Here is a 17,289-nt window from a genome sequence, read left to right on the forward strand (position 1 = left end):
GAATTTCGCTGATCCCATTCTCCCTGTTGCCGTTTTATTTGTACTGGGTATCACCAGGACTGATAACGAATCCAAATGTGTTGCGATGGAAACCTCTATTTATGATCCTTATGCTTTCCGTATGGGTTTGTCTTCAATTTCTCCCAGGGAGGGAGCGATGAGGCAGGAGTTCTTTTCACGAGCCTGCTGGTTTGGACATTGATTTCTATTGTAATTTTGGCTGTTGGATATTTTGAGCTTCGGAGAAGGATATAAGGAGAGTTGGATGAATAAAATGAAAAACGCAAAATGAAAAATGCAAATGAAAAATACAATGAAAAATGCAAAATTTGCTATAAGGCAAAAATGGAACGCGGACTGAAACGGATTATTACGCGGATTAAAACGAATAATTTGAACTAATAAGCACAAATCATTTGTGTTAATTCGTGCTATAATTCGTGTAATTGTGGATAAAAACATGCAATGAAAAATTGATGGTCCTCCATTTTACAATATTTCACTTAGCTTTACAGGGTAATTCAATATATCCGAATGAAATACCTTTCGCTTAAAGTCTTCCTGACAATTCTTTCATTTTCTTTTATTGCTCAGGTGTTTTCAACCTCTCTGACGGTTTCAGGGATTGTATCAGGTACCTGGTCGGTAGACACAGTGCTGGTTACGGATCATTTGATGATTCCCAATAATGAGATATTGATCATTGCTCCGGGAACCCGGGTTGAGTTTCAATCGGATTTCAGGCTGGAAGTACAGGGCTGTCTTATCGCAGCTGGATTTCAGGGATTCAATCCTCTTTACCACACGTGATACTTCCAATTTTGTAGCCAAACCTCAGGAAGAGGGGTTGGTCAGGGATGATTTATTAATCAACTCCTGAGAATGACTCTTCCTATTTTAGTTATTGCAGGTTTGAATTTGGGAAGCAGCAGAAGATTCTTCAAATTGCTATGGGTGGAGCCATCCAAATGAAAAACTTTGGAAAGCCAGGATTGAACACTGCTATTTCTACCATAATTACAGCTTCCTATTCAGGCGGGGCTGTTTTACCTCCGGAATGCAAATGCGATCATTCGGTATGTGCAGGTTTAGTGATAACTATTCAGGGAATACAGGTACTATTTATGGTTATGGCGGAGGAGTTTGTGCGATCAATTCATCGCCTGTGGTGAACAACAATGATTTCTTTTCAAATTCGTCTACTGGTGTTGGAGGGGCAGCTTCATTCGACAACTCTGATCCCCAGTTTAATCATAACCTGATGATGTATAATTTCAGTGGCCTCGGAGGTGCACTGGGTGTGCTCAGGTCCTCCCCTACACATACCTTAAGCAATAACCTTGCAGCCCAGAACGGTTGTCTCTTTTTCGGCGGGGGAATTTGTTGTATACGGTCTTTCCCGGTGTTTTCAAATCTTACCATTACTGATAACAGCAGTGCATATGGCGGAGGATTTTATTGCAATGATTCTGCCGCCCCGAAAATGTATAATTCCATCATTTATAATAACCAGGGTTTCGGAAGCAGTGTATATATCTGGGATGTTTATTCCGCCCCTTCCTTTTATTATTGCAACATTGAAGGCGATAGCGCAGGTTTTGAAGGCAGTGGCGGACATGAAGGTTATCATGGCGAATACCTTAATAATCTGAATCTGCCCCCATCATTCTATGGTTCCGGGAATTACCCTTACCAATTAAATGCCAACTCTCCTTGTATCGATTCCGGTACCCCGGATGCAGGTTTCCTGAATTTACCGGAAACCGACCTTGAAGGTGGCGGAAGAATATGGAATGGCAGGATAGATATGGGAGTTTATGAATTCAATGGAACCACTGATATTAAGCCATTTACTGAAGTGAAAACGGACACCTTGTAATTTATCCCTGTCCGGCAACTGATTGCGGTCCTTAAACTCCATTCTCCGTTACTATGGCCTTCGCAATTAAAGATTATCTCTTTGAATGGTGATCTAATAAGCCAATTCAATGTTGAAGCCGGGGAGTCAAGGGTTATATTATGTGATACTCAGCAATGAAACACAGGCGATGAAAGGTAAAATACTTATTACAGGAAGGTAGGAATAAAGGGCCTGCTTTTTTACCGCAAGGACGCGAAGGATGCGCAAAGACGCAAAAGCTTGACTTCATATGATAACTTTCTATATCCAAAAAATAATGGATAAAAATTGTCGTTAAAAACAGGTAAAGAAGAATCATCAGCAAAAATCAACAGTATTACCTTCAAACCATCCGGATTAAGCAATGAAATCGTTCCTTCCACTATTTCTCCTGGTTATTTCAATTCAAAGCTATTCTCAAGATTCCCTTTATTCCGGCAGAACCCGCGACTTTCCGGGCATTGCTGTCAGTTATCATAAAGGGGATGTACTACAAACGACTGATTTTGTGAAAGGCGATAATCTTTCGCATAGGCCTATCACCCAACATCAATCCATTTCCTTAAAACTACTATGGCAGAATCCGGGTTATACCGAATGGCAAAAAATCTTTAAAGGTCCTTATTATGGAATAGGTTTTTATGCCGGCGACTTCTATAATGCCCGTGAGATCGGATATCCCTTGTCAGCCTACGGAGTATTGGGAATTCCGATCATTCGGGTCAAAAAACTAGAACTTTATACTGAATTTCAGTATGGCATTGCCTGGAACTGGGCACATTACGATTCCATCTACAATCCCAAAAACCTTGCTATCGGGGGTGGACTCACGGTACACCTTGACATTGGTGTGAATGCCTGGTATCCATTGACAAAATACCTGGATCTCGGTGCGGGTGTCAGTTTCACCCACTTTTCCAACGGAGGCTTTGAACGGCCAAACCGGGGAATGAATCTTTATGCCCCTTTTGCCGAACTTAAATATCATTTCAGGGGAAGGCCTGAAACGCGAACTATTGAGAAAGCTGGCAGAGCTGACCGGGATATGGCGATCATCAGCGCGTTGACCACGAACTCGATTCCAATTATTTTGCAGTGGGAGGCTTGAGTGCATTCTATCTTTATCAGTTCAGCAATGCCTTCAGGGCTGGTATTGGTACGGATCTCAACTATTGGTGGGGGCTAAATGCCAATCCCGACGGGACTATTGGTCCTCGCACACTCGAAAATTTCACAGTAGGGTTCAGTGCACAACCCGAGGTGATCGTAGGAAAATTAACCTTATTAGGCGGTGTTGGAATTTATGCCAGGCACCTGAATTATGGCAATTTCAAGCAAACCTATCAAAGGCTGGGTGCAAGGTTTGAGATTTACAACCAATGGTCGCTGGGTGTAAATGTGAGGGCCATCAACTTTATGCTGGCTGAATTCCTCGAATTCAACCTGGGATACCGGCTGTAGGTAGAAGGATAATTCCTTTCTTTGCTGTCCAGTAACTCTGCTGAACTAAAGCACTCTCAAAAAGAAGTCTCATCTGTTCACTAATGTTTAGCTAATGATTGATTCGAATATCTTTAATCCAAAAAGTCCAAAGTTTCATATCAAAAAATACCTCGAAGGGATCAGGAATGAACTGGTTGGCAAATGTGTGGATATTCCTGCAGGGAATAGGTGACCAGCGAACTACTTCTGGAAATGGGAGCGAACGTTGAAGCTTTGACCTATTTCCTGATTATTTCATGCTCAAGGAGGTTAAGTGCAATTTCGCGGATGTGATGCAAAGTATTCCTGTTGCAGATGACCATGCCGATATGATTATCTGCCAGGAAGGAATTGAACACTTCAGTGACCAGCTCAAGGTGTTCAAAGAGTTCAACCGTATACTGAAATTGAAAGGCCGCTTACTTATCACGACTCCCTCCTATTCCAACATTCGATCCAGGATCTCCTATCTTTTATTTGAAAGTGAGAACTTCCGGAAAATGCCTCCCAATGAAATTGATGATATCTGGATGTCGGATAAAAGCCTGCATCAGGAGATTTACCATGGTCATATTTTCCTCATTGGGTTGCAGAAACTCAGAATACTTGCAACACTTGCCGGATTCAGGATCAGTGAGGTCCGTTATACCAGGATCAGCAAGGCTTCTGTTATACTATTCCCTTTTTTTTACCCATTTATTTTCCTTAGCTCAATCCTTCGGTATTTTAGGTGCCTCAGGAAACATAAGAATTTAAACCCGGAAACTGTTAAAAGAATTTACAGTGAACAATTAAAGCTGAATCTACATCCTGCTAACCTTTTAAATCATCATACATTCATGATCTTTAAAAAAGAAAATGAATTGAAAGACCTGGATTTCCGGCAGGAGAGCCTGGTAAAGCCTTTCGGTAAGATAATGTAGTAAACTTCCTTGTTGACTCTTTTAAACAAAGCTCCTGAATATAATCCCTGGCTTAAGTTTATCGAATTTAGAAATAGCTAAAGAACAAGCAGCTCTTAGCCTATGAAGAGTACTCTAAATAAAATGGAAAATCAGGCGTAATCCTCTATGAACTACTACTGTACTACCAGCTTTGCTGATTGCAGCCAACGTCCTGACTGATCGATCAAACGTACCACATAGACCCCGCCTGATAAACCTTCCCTGTCGATTCGCACAATGGTTCCTGACGTTTCGTAACGTTTGACCTCCCTGCCTGTCAGATCAAAAATTGCCAGTGAATTCGATCCTGTGAGTTGATCCATTCTAACCGATACCTGTGTAAAGGAATTCATAGGGTTTGGGGAAAGGCTGATAACCGGGCGCTTACCAGCTTCGGGTATTTCAGGCACTTTCACATAAAAATTAGGTTCACCGGGTGTGCCATGCGGCGTATAGGAAGCTTTCCAACTGCTGGCCAGCGCATTATCGAGCGTAGGATTAATCAGTTCCAGTGTGGGACCATTTCCATCCGGTTCAACAGGCCATGGGTCTGTATCATCATAATTCACAGTGTCGATCTGAAGCACATCAGGATTATATAGCCGGATTAATTCCCATTTTCGCTTAAACCAAAACCTGTCGGCCCTATTCTGTTCTGAACTGCAGGGAATAAAGGGTCAAATGCAGTAATATCAGTACAAAGAACCAGATATCCCATTGCAGGCATCACAGTTCCCTGGGGAATTACATAAGAATGTAAGTCATCTTCATCTTTAAAAACCCAACCGGAAACATCCACTGAATAAGACTGAGGATTATAAATTTCAACCCAGTCACCCGGATCAAAATCAGGACTTGAATTATAATTTATCTCATTGATTACCAGCGTATCATTTTTTGTACGTGGGACAAATACCGCCGTAATGACATCATTGGTTAGTAATTGCAGCCTGACTAAAGTGGCGGTATCAGAAGGCTGGACAATATGATTGTTAAGTTCCCAATGATCGAACTTATAGGTGGGATCAATCTCGACAGATTTAAGTAATACATCAATGCCACCGTAATAGTATCCTTCCCAGGATAAGCTCAGGGGTGATGGAATTTACCTGGATTTTTCCTTTTAAAGGGGGATCAATATTGAGTGTAATGGGATAAGGACCTGTTAGATCATAACAATCCAACAGCCCGTCTTTCACAACAGTATACCTGGTATTTATGAAATCCCTGACTTTCTGCACATTTTCCTGCCATTCTGTGAGCGATCCACCCCAGCGGTTGCAGTGTTTTGGAATTTCAGGTTCAATCATGGCAGCCATACTATCACAGAGGAATCATGAAAGAGGGTTGAACCCGGTATTCATCAAATCGATATATCTGCTTACATAATACTGGTTAAATGTAGGATTCATTCTAAGCCGGTTCAGGATATCAATATGACCCTCAGGATCTTGCGTGATACCCTCCTGGAAACATGGTGTAGCTGTTGGCAATTGTGTTGGTACCCAGTGTAATTAATGTAATGGTTGAATGTGGCATCCTCATCCCATAGAATATATCCCCATTTTTTATGCGAACCGGTTGAATCCATTCCTCTCCACCAACCCACATTCCAGTTGATCCAATCGCTGCAAACCACATAGGAATTGATGATCACATAATCGGCCAGGCTGGTATAATCATACTGACTGGCTACGTAATCGAACTTTTCAGGTGATGCCATATTGTTATGCATGATGTAATAATACAGATCATGATAATCGTCAATGGCCTGCTGTCCCCCATATTCTGACCAGGTTCCACCCCAAAGCATGCAGAATTGAAGGTTATATTTATCCTGCCCGTAATAATACTCACAATAGTCAGCATCATCATCTCTTTCGCGGATAGCATATACGCCCCAGAATTGACCGTTGGCATAAAGCACACAGCGATGTGAACGGCGCCAATCCAGGTTTTGACCCATAAGGTCAGATGCTGTCATGATAAAATCGTCTCTCATCTGGATGGCAGAATCTTTTGCAGGATAGTTATCATCACCGGATGCCCTGAGGATCAACCGCTGAAACTCAGTTCTGTCGCTGGTTTTGAAAAATTTATTCTTTAAAGCAGAATTATAACCGCATTCATCCCTGCTAACCACATCAATACTGCGCTGAGGGTTGCCCCATGAGTCCTGGCCATGTTTATTGATCTGTCCGTACGAAGAGGTAGTCAATTGATCATCCGTTCCAAAATATTCATAGGATCCATAAGGGACAAGAGAAGCGTCACCATTCAGCAGGTCAGTAAGGTTATCAGCAGCCACTGAAATAACCGGCAATGAATGGCTTACATTGAAAAAATAAGTTCTGAACTCAACAAGGCTGGGCAAAACCTGCGGATCACTGCTAAAAGTCTTAGCCTTCATCACCCTGGTTGTGGCCATCGTAATGGGTCCGGTAACCGTTAAGGAAGTCGGTTTGGGCTCATAGCCATTTGTGGTATACCTGATAACAGCATTCAACTCATTGGTGGTGATTGTAAGGCTGAAGCTATTGGTATAAAAACCGGCATCAACACTCATAACAGGTTTTTCAGCATACCTGGTATATGGCGTTGCTGAATTATTTGAACTTCCGAATGTGGGAGCCGTAAATACTGACCACTCTGAAGATCCATCGGTAGTGCGGCCCCTGGAATGTCCTAATTGTGTGACTTCCAAAACCTTTTCCTCTAGCACAACACCAGTAGGATCAGAGAGTACCAGCGACTCAGCCGGAATTTTGGTTTGAGTGAGTTTAAAATTGGTGTGAATACCTGTTAATGAGGATTCATTTCTTCCGGAAAGCCAAATAATTTTATATCCATGCGAAGGAAGGTTGAAATTTACCGGGAACTTCCACTTATCAGGATTATCAGGATTATCACTTAAACCATAATCTTTTAAGTTAACTACTGAGCTGCCAGCATTGTACAATTCAATCCAATCAGGAAATTCTCCATAATTATCCGCATGCTGATCTACATTTGTTACACAATACTCATTGATAACCACCTATGCTCTCAGGTGATAACTAAATGAAAAACAGAGAAAACAAGTTGCCAGGAGAAGGTATCGTTTCATCATATGCTGAGGGATTTTTTACTGTTGAGGATATCTTGTTAGAGGGTAAAATTAATGTTAATTTAATAATGCCCGTAACTTGCATCTAAAATCCTCTACTAACGCTTATTTTTTAACGAAAAACCTATATTTGTCTGGACAAGAAACAGGATGAAAAAATCATCCATAAATAAATTCTCCACTCCCATGGTTTCAAGAAGAAAGTTTATTGCGAACACCTCTGCCGGGATTGCTGGCTTAGCTGTATCAAATCATATTTTCGGTTCAGTTTTTCAGCCTTTTGGCGAATATACCAGTAACCGTCCGATAGTTGGAAAAAGGAATTTTGAAAGTAAGGCAGTAGAAGCTATGATTGCCGAAGTTAAAGCAGCCATCAGCGATCCTGAACTGGCCTGGCTGTTTGAGAATTGTTTTCCAAACACCCTCGACACCACAGTGATTCCGGCCAACATCCGCGGAAAGGCAGATACATTTGTCATTACCGGCGACATCCGGGCTATGTGGCTCAGGGATTCTACTGCACAGGTATGGCCTTACCTGCCCCTGCTTAACAAGGAACCTGAGTTGAAAAGGCTTATTTCAGGGGTAGTAAACAGGCAGGTGCTATGCATAAAACTGGATCCTTACGCCAATGCCTTCATGTATGGTGAAGAGATCAGCCAGTGGAAGACCGACCTTACCGATATGAAGCCGGGGTTGCATGAGCGGAAGTGGGAAATTGACTCCCTCTGCTATCCGATCCGACTTGCACATGGTTACTGGAAAGAAACCCGTGACACTTCCATTTTCGATGACGAATGGCAGGCCGCCATGGAACTGGTGTATGCCACTTTTATTCAGCAACAACGTAAAGAAAGCCGCGGCCCTTATACCTTTAAGAGAGAAACAGCCTGGCAATCAGATACTGTTGCCGGCAATGGATATGGCAATCCCATCAACCCTGTAGGACTGATCTGTTCAACTTTCCGCCCTTCAGACGATGCCACAATTTTCCCTTTCCTGGTACCATCGAATTTCTTTGCCGTCCAATCGTTGCGACAACTGGCCGATATTCAGCAGGAAGTAAGAGCCAATGCCGCTTTTGCCCTGAAATTAAGAGCCCTTGCCAATGAGGTTGAAAATGCACTAATGAAGTATGCTGTTTCTGCTCACCTTGATTATGGCAAAATCATTGCTTATGAGGTGGATGGATTTGGAAACAAATTATTCATGGATGATGCCAATGTCCCGAGCCTGCTGTCATTACCCTACCTGGGCTGCATGGAACCCGGTAGCGAATTATATTCAAATACAAGAAGGTTCCTGCTCAGCAAGGATAATCCATGGTATTTCAGTGGAAAAGCAGCCAAAGGAATTGGCAGTCCGCATACGCTGATCGATAAAATATGGCCCATCGCCCTAACCATGCAGGCCCTTACCAGCACGCAACCCGATGAAATCAGGGAATGTATTGTGACGTTGAAAAACACCCATGCCGGAAAAGGATTTATGCATGAATCATTTAACAAAGACAATCCCGCCGACTATACCAGGAATTGGTTTGCCTGGGCCAACACCCTCTTCGGAGAGTTGATCATCAAGGTTTACAAAGAGCACCCGCAGATACTCAGAAACATTTAGAAACTGTCTACAATTATTAAAATGTAGTGCAAAAAAGAATCCAGAATTCAGGGGTCAGGGGGCGAGAGAGAAAAGGGGCCCCCCTCGCCCCCAAAAGGGGGCCCCCCCCCCTAGGTTTACAAAAAAAGGAGTAATCTTTTCAATTTCACTGTCATGAGATTATTTTCACTTTTACTGGCCCTGCTTATGATGGCGGGTTTTGAATCTGTTTCATCCCAGAATGCAGATACTGTCTGGCTTTCCTCTCTCGATTTGTCGAAAGCCTCTACTGGCTGGGGACAACTTGGAAAAGATGTTTCCTGCATGGGAAACCCCTTGCGCCTGAACGGTGTTGAATATCAGAAGGGATTCGGCACTCATGCCAACAGTATGTTATATGTCAGGCTGAATGGAGGTTGCATACGTTTCAGTGCCATAGTTGGGGTTGATGATCAAGAAAAACTGACAACCGGTTCGGTAGTTTTCAGTATTTATGGTGCCGGGGCTATGCTCTGGAAAAGCCAGGTTCTGACTTCCGGAGGGATTTCCGAGAAATTCGACATCAACGTTACCGGCATCGATACACTGATCCTTATTGCAGATGGGGCCGGTGACGGCATCAATTATGACCATGCCGACTGGGCACAGGCCTATTTCCTTGTTACAGGTGTCAGTCCCGAAACTGTGAACCGCGTGAAGGAAGAAGCCATCATTTTAACCCCTAAACCCTCCCCAAATCCCAGGATTAACGGGCCAAAGATCTATGGGGTAAGGCCAGGGCACGATTTTCTTTACAAGATCCCTGCTACCGGAAAAAAGCCCATATCTTATGCAGTAACAGGCTTGCCGGATGGATTAACCGTTGATAAAGCGAGCGGAATCATCAGCGGGAAAGTGAAAAAACCGGGTAAGTATGAAACGACCCTTGTTGCTAAAAATGAACTGGGTGCCGACAAAAGGAAATTCACCATTGTGGTTGGCGATCAGATAGCCCTCACTCCTCCCCTTGGATGGAACAGCTGGAATTGCTTTGCCTGTGCCATTGATCAGGATAAAGTGAAAGCGGCAGCTGATGCAATGATCCAATCAGGCCTTGCCGATTATGGCTGGAGTTATATCAATATCGATGATTGCTGGATGGTAAAACCTGACAGCGATGATCCCATTGTAGGCGGGAAAACCAGGGATGAACAGGGAAATTATGCTACCAATAAAAAATTCCCTGATATTAAGGGATTAACTGATTATGTTCATTCTCAGGGGTTAAAAGTCGGTATCTATTCTGGTCCGGGGCCCAAAACCTGTGCCGGATATGAAGCCTGCTACCTCCACGAGGAGGCTGATGCCCTTCAGTTTGCCAGGTGGGGATTCGATTACCTGAAATACGACTGGTGCGATTATGAAAGAATTGCAAAGGACCATAGCCTTGCTGAACTCAAGAAACCCTATACTGTTATGCGTAATGCACTGGACAAGGCCGACAGGGATATTGTGTACAGTTTATGCCAGTATGGAATGGGAGATGTATGGGAATGGGGTGAAGAAGTGGGTGGCAACTGCTGGAGGACAACCGGTGATATTACCGATGACTGGTCGAGTATGGAAAGTATTGGCTTCGGACAGGCAGGGAAGGAGAAATATGCAGGACCAGGCCACTGGAATGACCCGGATATGCTGGTAGTCGGAATGGTAGGCTGGGGGCCCAGTCTTCATCCAACGCGGCTTTCACCCAACGAACAATACACCCATATCTCCTTATGGTCATTGCTGGCCTCTCCCCTGCTTATTGGCTGTGATATGACCCAGATGGATGATTTCACTCTAAACCTGCTTACCAACAGTGAAGTACTTGGACATCAACCAGGATCCCCTGGGCCGGCAGGCCAGCCGGGTACTGCAGCTCAATAACCTTGAAATATGGAAAAAGGAGCTGGAAGATGGTTCGGTTGCAGTAGGTTTATTTAACCGTGGACTATTCAATGAGAAAATCGTGATGAAATGGAGTGATCTCGGTTTAGAAGGAAAACAAATGCTGAGAGATGTCTGGAAACAGGAAAACATTGGTGTTTTTGATCAGCGGTTTGAAACCAGCCTGCCCTCTCATGGAGTACGTTTATTGAAGGTGAGCAGGAAGTAGGGGTGGATACATGTATTGATGGTTTAAATTATAAACCCCCATATCGGAAATAAACCTGTCAGGTTTAAATTAACGGATTTATCTTATCAGAGTCAGCATCACTGTCTTTGTCCTGTTTTCCCATGCAGCAACACAATAACTGATAAGATAAGAATCCCCCACCTTTTGCTTAAAATAAACCTGTCAGGTTAATTACAGGAATTACAGTACAAGCGTTACCATCCCCATTCTCTTCCTAATTTTCTTTTCCGCATTGTTATATAGGATATAAAAGTTTAAAAACCAGAAGATTGGAGCATGCCATATTCTAAGTAACGCCATAGTTAAAGGTCAGGGCATTCATCTCTACAAAAAACCAATTAGTTGCTTCTTTCTGGGCAAAAAGAAAGTTCGTTGAGTACAACGAGATAAGACCCAGTAGTAGCGAACGCCTCATAAAAAAGTATCTTAATCCGTTTACAGTTAATTCTTTTTTCCTGAAATGTCAGTCAGGTATTATTGAGCGTAATTTAAGCATACAATCATCCTTTCTACAGACTCAATTTCAGAAATCAAATTTTCCAAGGCTGACCTTAAAACAGTAAAATGGTTCTCATAATGACCGAATTAATAGTAATTAAGTTATTATATTAACTGAATTATCAATTTTTATGATAGAATTAATAGTTGTGTCGTATATTTGTATCAAATGAAATATGCAACAAATGCTTATAAAAAGAGAGCTTCAGGAAAGGATTGAAGCACGGCTAAGCCCCGGTAAGGTTATCTTGCTTTTTGGTCCGCGCAGGGTAGGAAAAACCATGCTTATTAATGAGATCGTAAAACATTCTACCGAGAGGAGACTGGTACTTAACGGTGAAGATACTACCAGTCTGTTATTGTTGGCGGAAAGGAGCATATCGAACTATCGCAACCTTCTCAATAACATTGATTTACTAATTATTGATGAGGCTCAAAATGTTCCGGATATAGGTAAGGTGTTGAAACTGATTGTTGATGAAGTACCACAGGTCAAGGTGATTGCTAGTGGATCCTCTTCATTTGACCTTCTAAATAAAACAGGCGAACCCCTAACCGGTAGAAGTTACTCTTTTCTGCTATTTCCCATAAGCCAGAGAGAGCTTGCCGGCAGTGAAAACAAGTTGGAAACAAGGCAAAATCTTGAATTGAGGATGGTATATGGCTCATACCCGGAGGTTGTCACCATGAATGATAATGCATTACGCTCTGATTACCTAAAAGAACTGGTTAATGCTTATCTGTTTAAAGATCTTCTGAGCCTTGAAGGTATCCGAAACGCAGGGAAGCTTCGGGATTTACTTACTCTTCTGGCTTTTCAAACCGGAAACGAAGTTTCAATGACTGAATTAGGTGCGCAGCTTGGATTAAATAAAAATACGATCGACAAGTATCTCGACCTGCTTTCAAAGGTCTTTATCATTCACTGTCTGGGAGGGTATTCATCCAATCTTCGTAAAGAAATATCCAAAAACTCAAAATGGTATTTCTATGATAACGGTATCCGCAATGCCCTGATCAGCAATTTCAATCCACTCTCCATTCGTCACGATGCCGGACAACTATGGGAGAATTACCTGATTTCGGAGCGGCTGAAGAAAAGGCAATATGGATCGGAGCCGGTCAATCTTCATTTCTGGCGAACTTACGACGGACAGGAAATTGACCTGGTCGAAACTGGCACAGATTCACTAAAGGCTTTTGAAATCAAATGGAAAGATAAAAAGGTAAAGGTTCCTGGAGCATGGAAGAGAGCCTATCCAGATGCACCATTTCTGATCATTAATCCGGATAACTATCTGGACTGGATCATATAATGCCAGAATTAATGAAAATTAAATTAGTTAACTCATAATAAAATTCAGAATCAATATACCAACATCACCATCTCTTTCATCTTCCTTGATTCAAAGCAAGAATTGCTGTAACTGATAATATAGAAATGCCCTCTATTACGGATAAAAAACCTTTCAGGTTTCAAAAACCTGACAGGTTTAAATTAACGGAATTAACAATAACTTCAAGCTTGATTATGAATGGCATCATCCAACCAATACCCGCATCATTTTACATTCGGGCTTGCCTTCCCCATCTGAAATTCAAGTGTGCCACCCTTCATCAGATCCTCATGCTGAAGTATCAGGCCTGAAAATGGTTTTCCGTTTAACTTCACTGATTTCACATAGATATTTCCCGGGGAAACGCCTTTCGCAATGATTTTGAAACTTTGCCCATTCTCCAGGTGAATAATTGCTTCAGGAAACATCGGTGTTCCAAGGTCATACTGGTTCTTTCCCGGACAAACAGGGTAAAATCCGAGGGCTGAAAAAACATACCAGGCCGACATCTGTCCGCAGTCTTCATTATTGATCATCCCATCCGGCTTTGTAGAATACATGGTGCGACGCAGGTAATCCACCCAATACTGTGTTTTGGCAGGGGCTCCCGCATAATTGAAAAGGTATGGGATATGATGTCCCGGTTCATCCCCATGGCCATACATCCCTACGAACCCTGAAATATCAACATGCTGGTCGCCTTTCATTTCGATGCTTTCGCTGAAAAGCCGGTCGAGATCCTTTTCAAAAGCTTTTTTCCCTCCATGAAGCGCCACCAGGGTGTCAAGGCGATGAGGAACAAAATAATCATATGCCCAGATATTTCCTGAAACCCAGTGCGGCTGAAGGTTTTTCCAGTCATTCAGTTCAAAAGCTTCCACAAAGCTGCCATCTTCATTTTTTGGCCAGAAATGCTTAGTGGATGGCTGATAATGGTTCTTAAAATTCATGGATCTCTTATAATATGTTGTGGCATCTTCTTTCAGCCCCAGTTGATTTGCCAGGGATGCTACACACCAATCGTCGTAGGCAAATTCCAGGGTTTGTGATACCGACACTCCATATTCAACAGGCACAAAACCTTTGCTGGCGTGTACATCCAGCCCTCCAATCCCATCGCTGCTGCTCGATTTTGAAGTGAGCGAAGCATCTTTCATGGCGGCAAATGCTTTAACAGGATCAATGCCTGGAACTCCCTTGGCAATTGCATCCCATATCACTGAAGCGCTATGATAACCCAGCATACACAGATTGTCGAACCCGCAGAGTTCCCATACCGGCATATGGTCATCTGCATCCGAATAACGACTGATCAGGGTATTCACAAATTCAGCAGTATGTTTCTGGTCCACGATGGTAAAAAGCGGATGTGTTGCCCTGAAAGTATCCCAGTATGAGAAGGTGCTGTAGTTATCAAATCCTTTGGCCTGCAACCTCTTACCCACTGCAGTATATTGGCCGTCCACATCCATATAAAGATTGGGAGCAATAAAACAATGGTACAAACCTGTGTAGAATATCTTACGCTGTTCAGCAGTACCCCCTTTCACCTCGATTACCGATAATTTCTTCAGCCAGGTTTCCCTTGCTGCTTCCCGGGCTGATTGAAAATTTCTTCCTGCGGGTTCTGCGGCCAGGTTTCTGATGGCACCCTCGAGACTTACTGAAGAGAGAGCCACTTTCACTTCAACCTGTTCGCCGGGTTTTGTATCAAAGCTTACCCAGGCTTTTGCTGAAGTTCCGGCTTCAAATGAGCTTCCGGGATTCATTTCACCCTTATTCCAGGTTCCAAAAGAGGCAAAAGGCTTCGAAAATTCAGCAACAAAATAGGCATATCGCTTTCCACCCCATCCATCACTGTAACAGTAACCTTTCACAATATTTCCTTCAATCTTCACCATGCTTTGGATGGTCTTCCCAAAAATCTTGTGTACAGGGTCGATAATTATATTTGATTCCTTACTTCCGGTAAATGTATACCGGTGATACCCTACCCTTTCTGAAGCTGTGAGTTCTGCAGTAATGTCATAATCAGCAAGCAAAACCTTATAATAGCCCGGGCTGGCGCTCTCCAGCTGATGACTGAACCTCGACCGATACCCCTTATCAGGATCACTTTTGGGCCCGGCTTCCATTTGTACCGGACCTGTGGTCGGCATCAGCAAAATATCCCCAAGGTCGGCCCAGCCGGTGCCGCTCAGGTGGTTATGACTGAAACCCATGATGGATGAATCGGAATAATGATAGCCTGCACACCAGTCCCAGCCCGTAATATCGGTATCAGGGCTTAATTGTATCATACCAAAAGGAACCGTGGCCCCGGGGAAAGTATGCACATGTCCGCCGGTTCCAATAAAGGGATCAACTGACTCAAGTATACCTGGCTGATAGGTTTTCACTTGCGCCTGAAGGTTCAGCACAACTGACAGGGCCAACAAAAAGATCAGGGAAAAACGGCTTTGCATGTTTTTAATATTTTTAATTAAACTCCTTAACAAAAGTAAAATAATTTAGAGAGTGTCTGGAAATTCTAAGCCGGAGATTCAAGGTGCGGGACCAATTTCCTTGAATTAGCCCATACGATCCGGGAAGATTTACCACTATACAAATGGTAACTATGGATTAAAGCGTATATGCAGATGAGCGGAAAGAATGGGTTGATGGATGGAGTAATCCACCTTACGTGTATAATTTCTGCCCGGGTCATACCTGAGTTCCAGGCCAATATATTTATAAGTAATCCCGGTGCCAACGATGAGCATAATACCATGTACAGCATAATCAGGGATAAAAGACTCCACTTCTGATTTGGTTTCACCATTCCGGAAATTGACAGTCGTTTTTTTGTTTTCGGGTGAGATCAGGAAACTATTTGAAATCCCTGCACTCACATAATACTTGAAATCACGGTTTACGAAGCAATACCTGAATGTATTAACAAGTGTAAGTGTATTGGGAGCAAATTTCTGGGTGACTTCATAAAAATCCCTTTCCGGGTGACCGAGTGTCGTATCGGGCAGGTGCACAAAGGAGTTTGCTGTATACTGTGAGAAAGAAAGTTCAGAAAAGAAGTAACCTCTTTTTTCCAGGGCGGGGATGGGAACATCTAATGTAACGCCCGCATATTTTGTATAGGATGGTTTAAAATTGAACTCAGGATCATTGAGATCATTGCTGCGGAGTTTTCCGTAGCCGATACCTACCATCATCCCAAATACATTTTTATTACTCTCGTCAAGGAATTGGTTTAGCCTGGAACTTTGATTATACTTAACAATAAATGGTTTCTGTTCCCGAAACACCGGTAAAACCTGTTGAGCTTTCCGATTCATGTTCAAATAGCCCTGATTCAAACCAATGGCTGTCCTTGTTCCACTAAAATAAATGATGTTAGCAGAATGCACCTGAATGACACATGTAACCAGAAGGATTGCAATTGAAAAAGCCAGATTTCTTCTCACGATATTAAAGTACAGTAACAATAACCAAAGATAAATAAAAGCCTTATGGTTAGATTAAATAATGAAACATCTCTTCAGATAATCAGCGGACACTAATACCTGATTCTCCAGCTTGCGATGGCCATAACACTCCAGTGATTAACATCCGTATCAGCCCATATTACAAGCTGTTCAGGGCTTGTATATCGGAGTTCCAATCCAAACCTGGTGAATTGCACACCCACAGAAACCGGAATTACTATCCTGTATTTATAAAGCTCATTGGGATGGATAATTTCACTTTTCATCCGAATAGGCATGGATGCATCCAGTCCTGCACCAGCATAAGTTTCAAAATTTTTAAAATATCTGTTATACTTCCCCATAGCAACCAGGTGCAATTTTGAATATTTAATTTCCCCGACTCTTGTACTAAGATTAGTCATTGCTTCAGTTGAATAATACTGATAGGATAACTCTGTCATTAAGGAATATCTATAGTTAAACAGATGTAATTTATTTTCCAGCTTAAAGCCAATTAGCAAAGGAATGTCAGGGTTGAACTTATAGACCTTTTTATTTGAAAGAACATCAATGTATTCAAATTGTCCAAAACCAATTCCTGAATTTATAAAGAATGAATATTTATCCTGAATTTCAGAAGCATGATACCCGTATAAACCATCGGTGTTAGATGTTCTATCTGAGTTCAGGTTCTTTGTGTGCATATCCGGCTGCAGGCTGTCATTCACAGACTGGGCAATAATTCCGGGGATGGCTATTAACAATAACAGCGACAGAAGGCTAAAGAACTTCAGATTCAAG

17 protein-coding genes are annotated in these 17,289 nt (G+C 42.5%); 10 read left to right on the forward strand and 7 right to left on the reverse strand.

What is annotated here, in order from left to right; all coding sequences use genetic code 11:
* The 6 genes from IPH84_11275 to IPH84_11300 form a co-directional block, all read left to right on the forward strand.
* On the forward strand, positions 1-202 hold a 202-nt coding region (locus IPH84_11275; protein ID MBK7173790.1), incomplete at its 5' end, for a hypothetical protein.
* 332 nt (positions 203-534) lie between these two features.
* Positions 535-810, forward strand: coding sequence for a hypothetical protein (locus IPH84_11280; GenBank protein MBK7173791.1), 276 nt, complete (start codon positions 535-537; stop codon positions 808-810).
* A 253-nt stretch (positions 811-1,063) separates the two neighbouring features.
* The gene (locus IPH84_11285; GenBank protein MBK7173792.1) at positions 1,064-1,879 is read left to right on the forward strand and encodes a hypothetical protein; all 816 of its coding nucleotides are present in this window, start codon (positions 1,064-1,066) and stop codon (positions 1,877-1,879) included.
* A 385-nt stretch (positions 1,880-2,264) separates the two neighbouring features.
* Positions 2,265-3,008 carry an acyloxyacyl hydrolase gene (locus IPH84_11290; GenBank protein MBK7173793.1) on the forward strand — a complete coding sequence of 248 codons (744 nt, stop codon included), beginning with the start codon at positions 2,265-2,267 and terminating at the stop codon, positions 3,006-3,008.
* Positions 3,005-3,361: a hypothetical protein gene (locus tag IPH84_11295; protein MBK7173794.1), complete on the forward strand. Its 357-nt coding sequence runs from the start codon at positions 3,005-3,007 to the stop codon at positions 3,359-3,361. Before IPH84_11290 ends, IPH84_11295 begins: the two co-directional genes overlap by 4 nt.
* A gap of 278 nt (positions 3,362-3,639) precedes the next feature.
* Positions 3,640-4,305, forward strand: a complete 666-nt coding sequence (locus IPH84_11300; GenBank protein ID MBK7173795.1) for a methyltransferase domain-containing protein — start codon at positions 3,640-3,642, stop codon at positions 4,303-4,305.
* Positions 4,306-4,460: 155 nt separating this feature from the next.
* Here IPH84_11300 and IPH84_11305 read toward each other — a convergent pair whose 3' ends face one another.
* From IPH84_11305 to IPH84_11320, 4 genes are all read right to left on the reverse strand, one after another.
* The gene (locus IPH84_11305) at positions 4,461-4,913 is read right to left on the reverse strand and encodes a T9SS type A sorting domain-containing protein (protein MBK7173796.1); all 453 of its coding nucleotides are present in this window, start codon (positions 4,911-4,913) and stop codon (positions 4,461-4,463) included.
* A 20-nt stretch (positions 4,914-4,933) separates the two neighbouring features.
* Positions 4,934-5,431 (reverse strand): lamin tail domain-containing protein, encoded by a 498-nt coding sequence (locus IPH84_11310; protein MBK7173797.1) that lies wholly within the window; start codon positions 5,429-5,431, stop codon positions 4,934-4,936.
* Positions 5,379-5,645, reverse strand: a complete 267-nt coding sequence (locus IPH84_11315; GenBank protein ID MBK7173798.1) for a hypothetical protein — start codon at positions 5,643-5,645, stop codon at positions 5,379-5,381. The genes IPH84_11310 and IPH84_11315 overlap by 53 nt, the downstream gene beginning before the upstream one ends.
* Before the next feature lie 104 nt (positions 5,646-5,749).
* Positions 5,750-7,363 (reverse strand): lamin tail domain-containing protein, encoded by a 1,614-nt coding sequence (locus tag IPH84_11320; protein MBK7173799.1) that lies wholly within the window; start codon positions 7,361-7,363, stop codon positions 5,750-5,752.
* Between the two features lie 255 nt (positions 7,364-7,618).
* Between IPH84_11320 and IPH84_11325 the strand changes: the two genes are divergently transcribed.
* The 4 genes from IPH84_11325 (at position 7,619) to IPH84_11340 (ending at position 13,003) form a co-directional block, all read left to right on the forward strand.
* Complete coding sequence (locus IPH84_11325) at positions 7,619-9,052, forward strand: glycoside hydrolase family 125 protein (GenBank protein ID MBK7173800.1); 1,434 nt, start codon at positions 7,619-7,621, stop codon at positions 9,050-9,052.
* Between the two features lie 153 nt (positions 9,053-9,205).
* Complete coding sequence (locus IPH84_11330) at positions 9,206-10,939, forward strand: NPCBM/NEW2 domain-containing protein (protein ID MBK7173801.1); 1,734 nt, start codon at positions 9,206-9,208, stop codon at positions 10,937-10,939.
* On the forward strand, positions 10,881-11,168 hold the full coding sequence (locus IPH84_11335) for a hypothetical protein (GenBank protein MBK7173802.1): 288 nt from the start codon (positions 10,881-10,883) through the stop codon (positions 11,166-11,168). Before IPH84_11330 ends, IPH84_11335 begins: the two co-directional genes overlap by 59 nt.
* 704 nt (positions 11,169-11,872) lie before the next feature.
* Positions 11,873-13,003: an ATP-binding protein gene (locus IPH84_11340; protein ID MBK7173803.1), complete on the forward strand. Its 1,131-nt coding sequence runs from the start codon at positions 11,873-11,875 to the stop codon at positions 13,001-13,003.
* Positions 13,004-13,248: 245 nt separating this feature from the next.
* On the opposite strand, the gene IPH84_11345 is transcribed toward IPH84_11340, so the two are convergent.
* The 3 genes from IPH84_11345 to IPH84_11355 form a co-directional block, all read right to left on the reverse strand.
* The gene (locus IPH84_11345; GenBank protein ID MBK7173804.1) at positions 13,249-15,489 is read right to left on the reverse strand and encodes a GH92 family glycosyl hydrolase; all 2,241 of its coding nucleotides are present in this window, start codon (positions 15,487-15,489) and stop codon (positions 13,249-13,251) included.
* Between the two features lie 150 nt (positions 15,490-15,639).
* On the reverse strand, positions 15,640-16,356 hold the full coding sequence (locus IPH84_11350) for a hypothetical protein (GenBank protein MBK7173805.1): 717 nt from the start codon (positions 16,354-16,356) through the stop codon (positions 15,640-15,642).
* Positions 16,357-16,577: 221 nt separating this feature from the next.
* Positions 16,578-17,288, reverse strand: a complete 711-nt coding sequence (locus IPH84_11355; GenBank protein ID MBK7173806.1) for a hypothetical protein — start codon at positions 17,286-17,288, stop codon at positions 16,578-16,580.
* Position 17,289: the final 1 nt, after the last annotated feature.

The organism is Bacteroidales bacterium (genome assembly GCA_016707785.1).
In the GTDB taxonomy this organism is placed as follows: Bacteria; Bacteroidota; Bacteroidia; order Bacteroidales; family UBA4417; genus UBA4417.

Excerpts from the sequence above, each read along its gene's own strand:
- IPH84_11280 (MBK7173791.1), top strand. The coding sequence starts at position 535 with ATGAAATACCTTTCGCTTAAAGTCTTCCTGACAATTCTTTCATTTTCT.
- IPH84_11285 (MBK7173792.1), top strand. The coding sequence starts at position 1,064 with ATGCGATCATTCGGTATGTGCAGGTTTAGTGATAACTATTCAGGGAAT.
- IPH84_11290 (MBK7173793.1), top strand. The coding sequence starts at position 2,265 with ATGAAATCGTTCCTTCCACTATTTCTCCTGGTTATTTCAATTCAAAGC.
- IPH84_11300 (MBK7173795.1), top strand. The coding sequence starts at position 3,640 with ATGCTCAAGGAGGTTAAGTGCAATTTCGCGGATGTGATGCAAAGTATT.
- IPH84_11315 (MBK7173798.1), bottom strand. The coding sequence starts at position 5,645 with ATGGCTGCCATGATTGAACCTGAAATTCCAAAACACTGCAACCGCTGG.
- IPH84_11325 (MBK7173800.1), top strand. The coding sequence starts at position 7,619 with ATGGTTTCAAGAAGAAAGTTTATTGCGAACACCTCTGCCGGGATTGCT.
- IPH84_11330 (MBK7173801.1), top strand. The coding sequence starts at position 9,206 with ATGAGATTATTTTCACTTTTACTGGCCCTGCTTATGATGGCGGGTTTT.
- IPH84_11340 (MBK7173803.1), top strand. The coding sequence starts at position 11,873 with ATGCTTATAAAAAGAGAGCTTCAGGAAAGGATTGAAGCACGGCTAAGC.
- IPH84_11345 (MBK7173804.1), bottom strand. The coding sequence starts at position 15,489 with ATGCAAAGCCGTTTTTCCCTGATCTTTTTGTTGGCCCTGTCAGTTGTG.
- IPH84_11350 (MBK7173805.1), bottom strand. The coding sequence starts at position 16,356 with ATGAATCGGAAAGCTCAACAGGTTTTACCGGTGTTTCGGGAACAGAAA.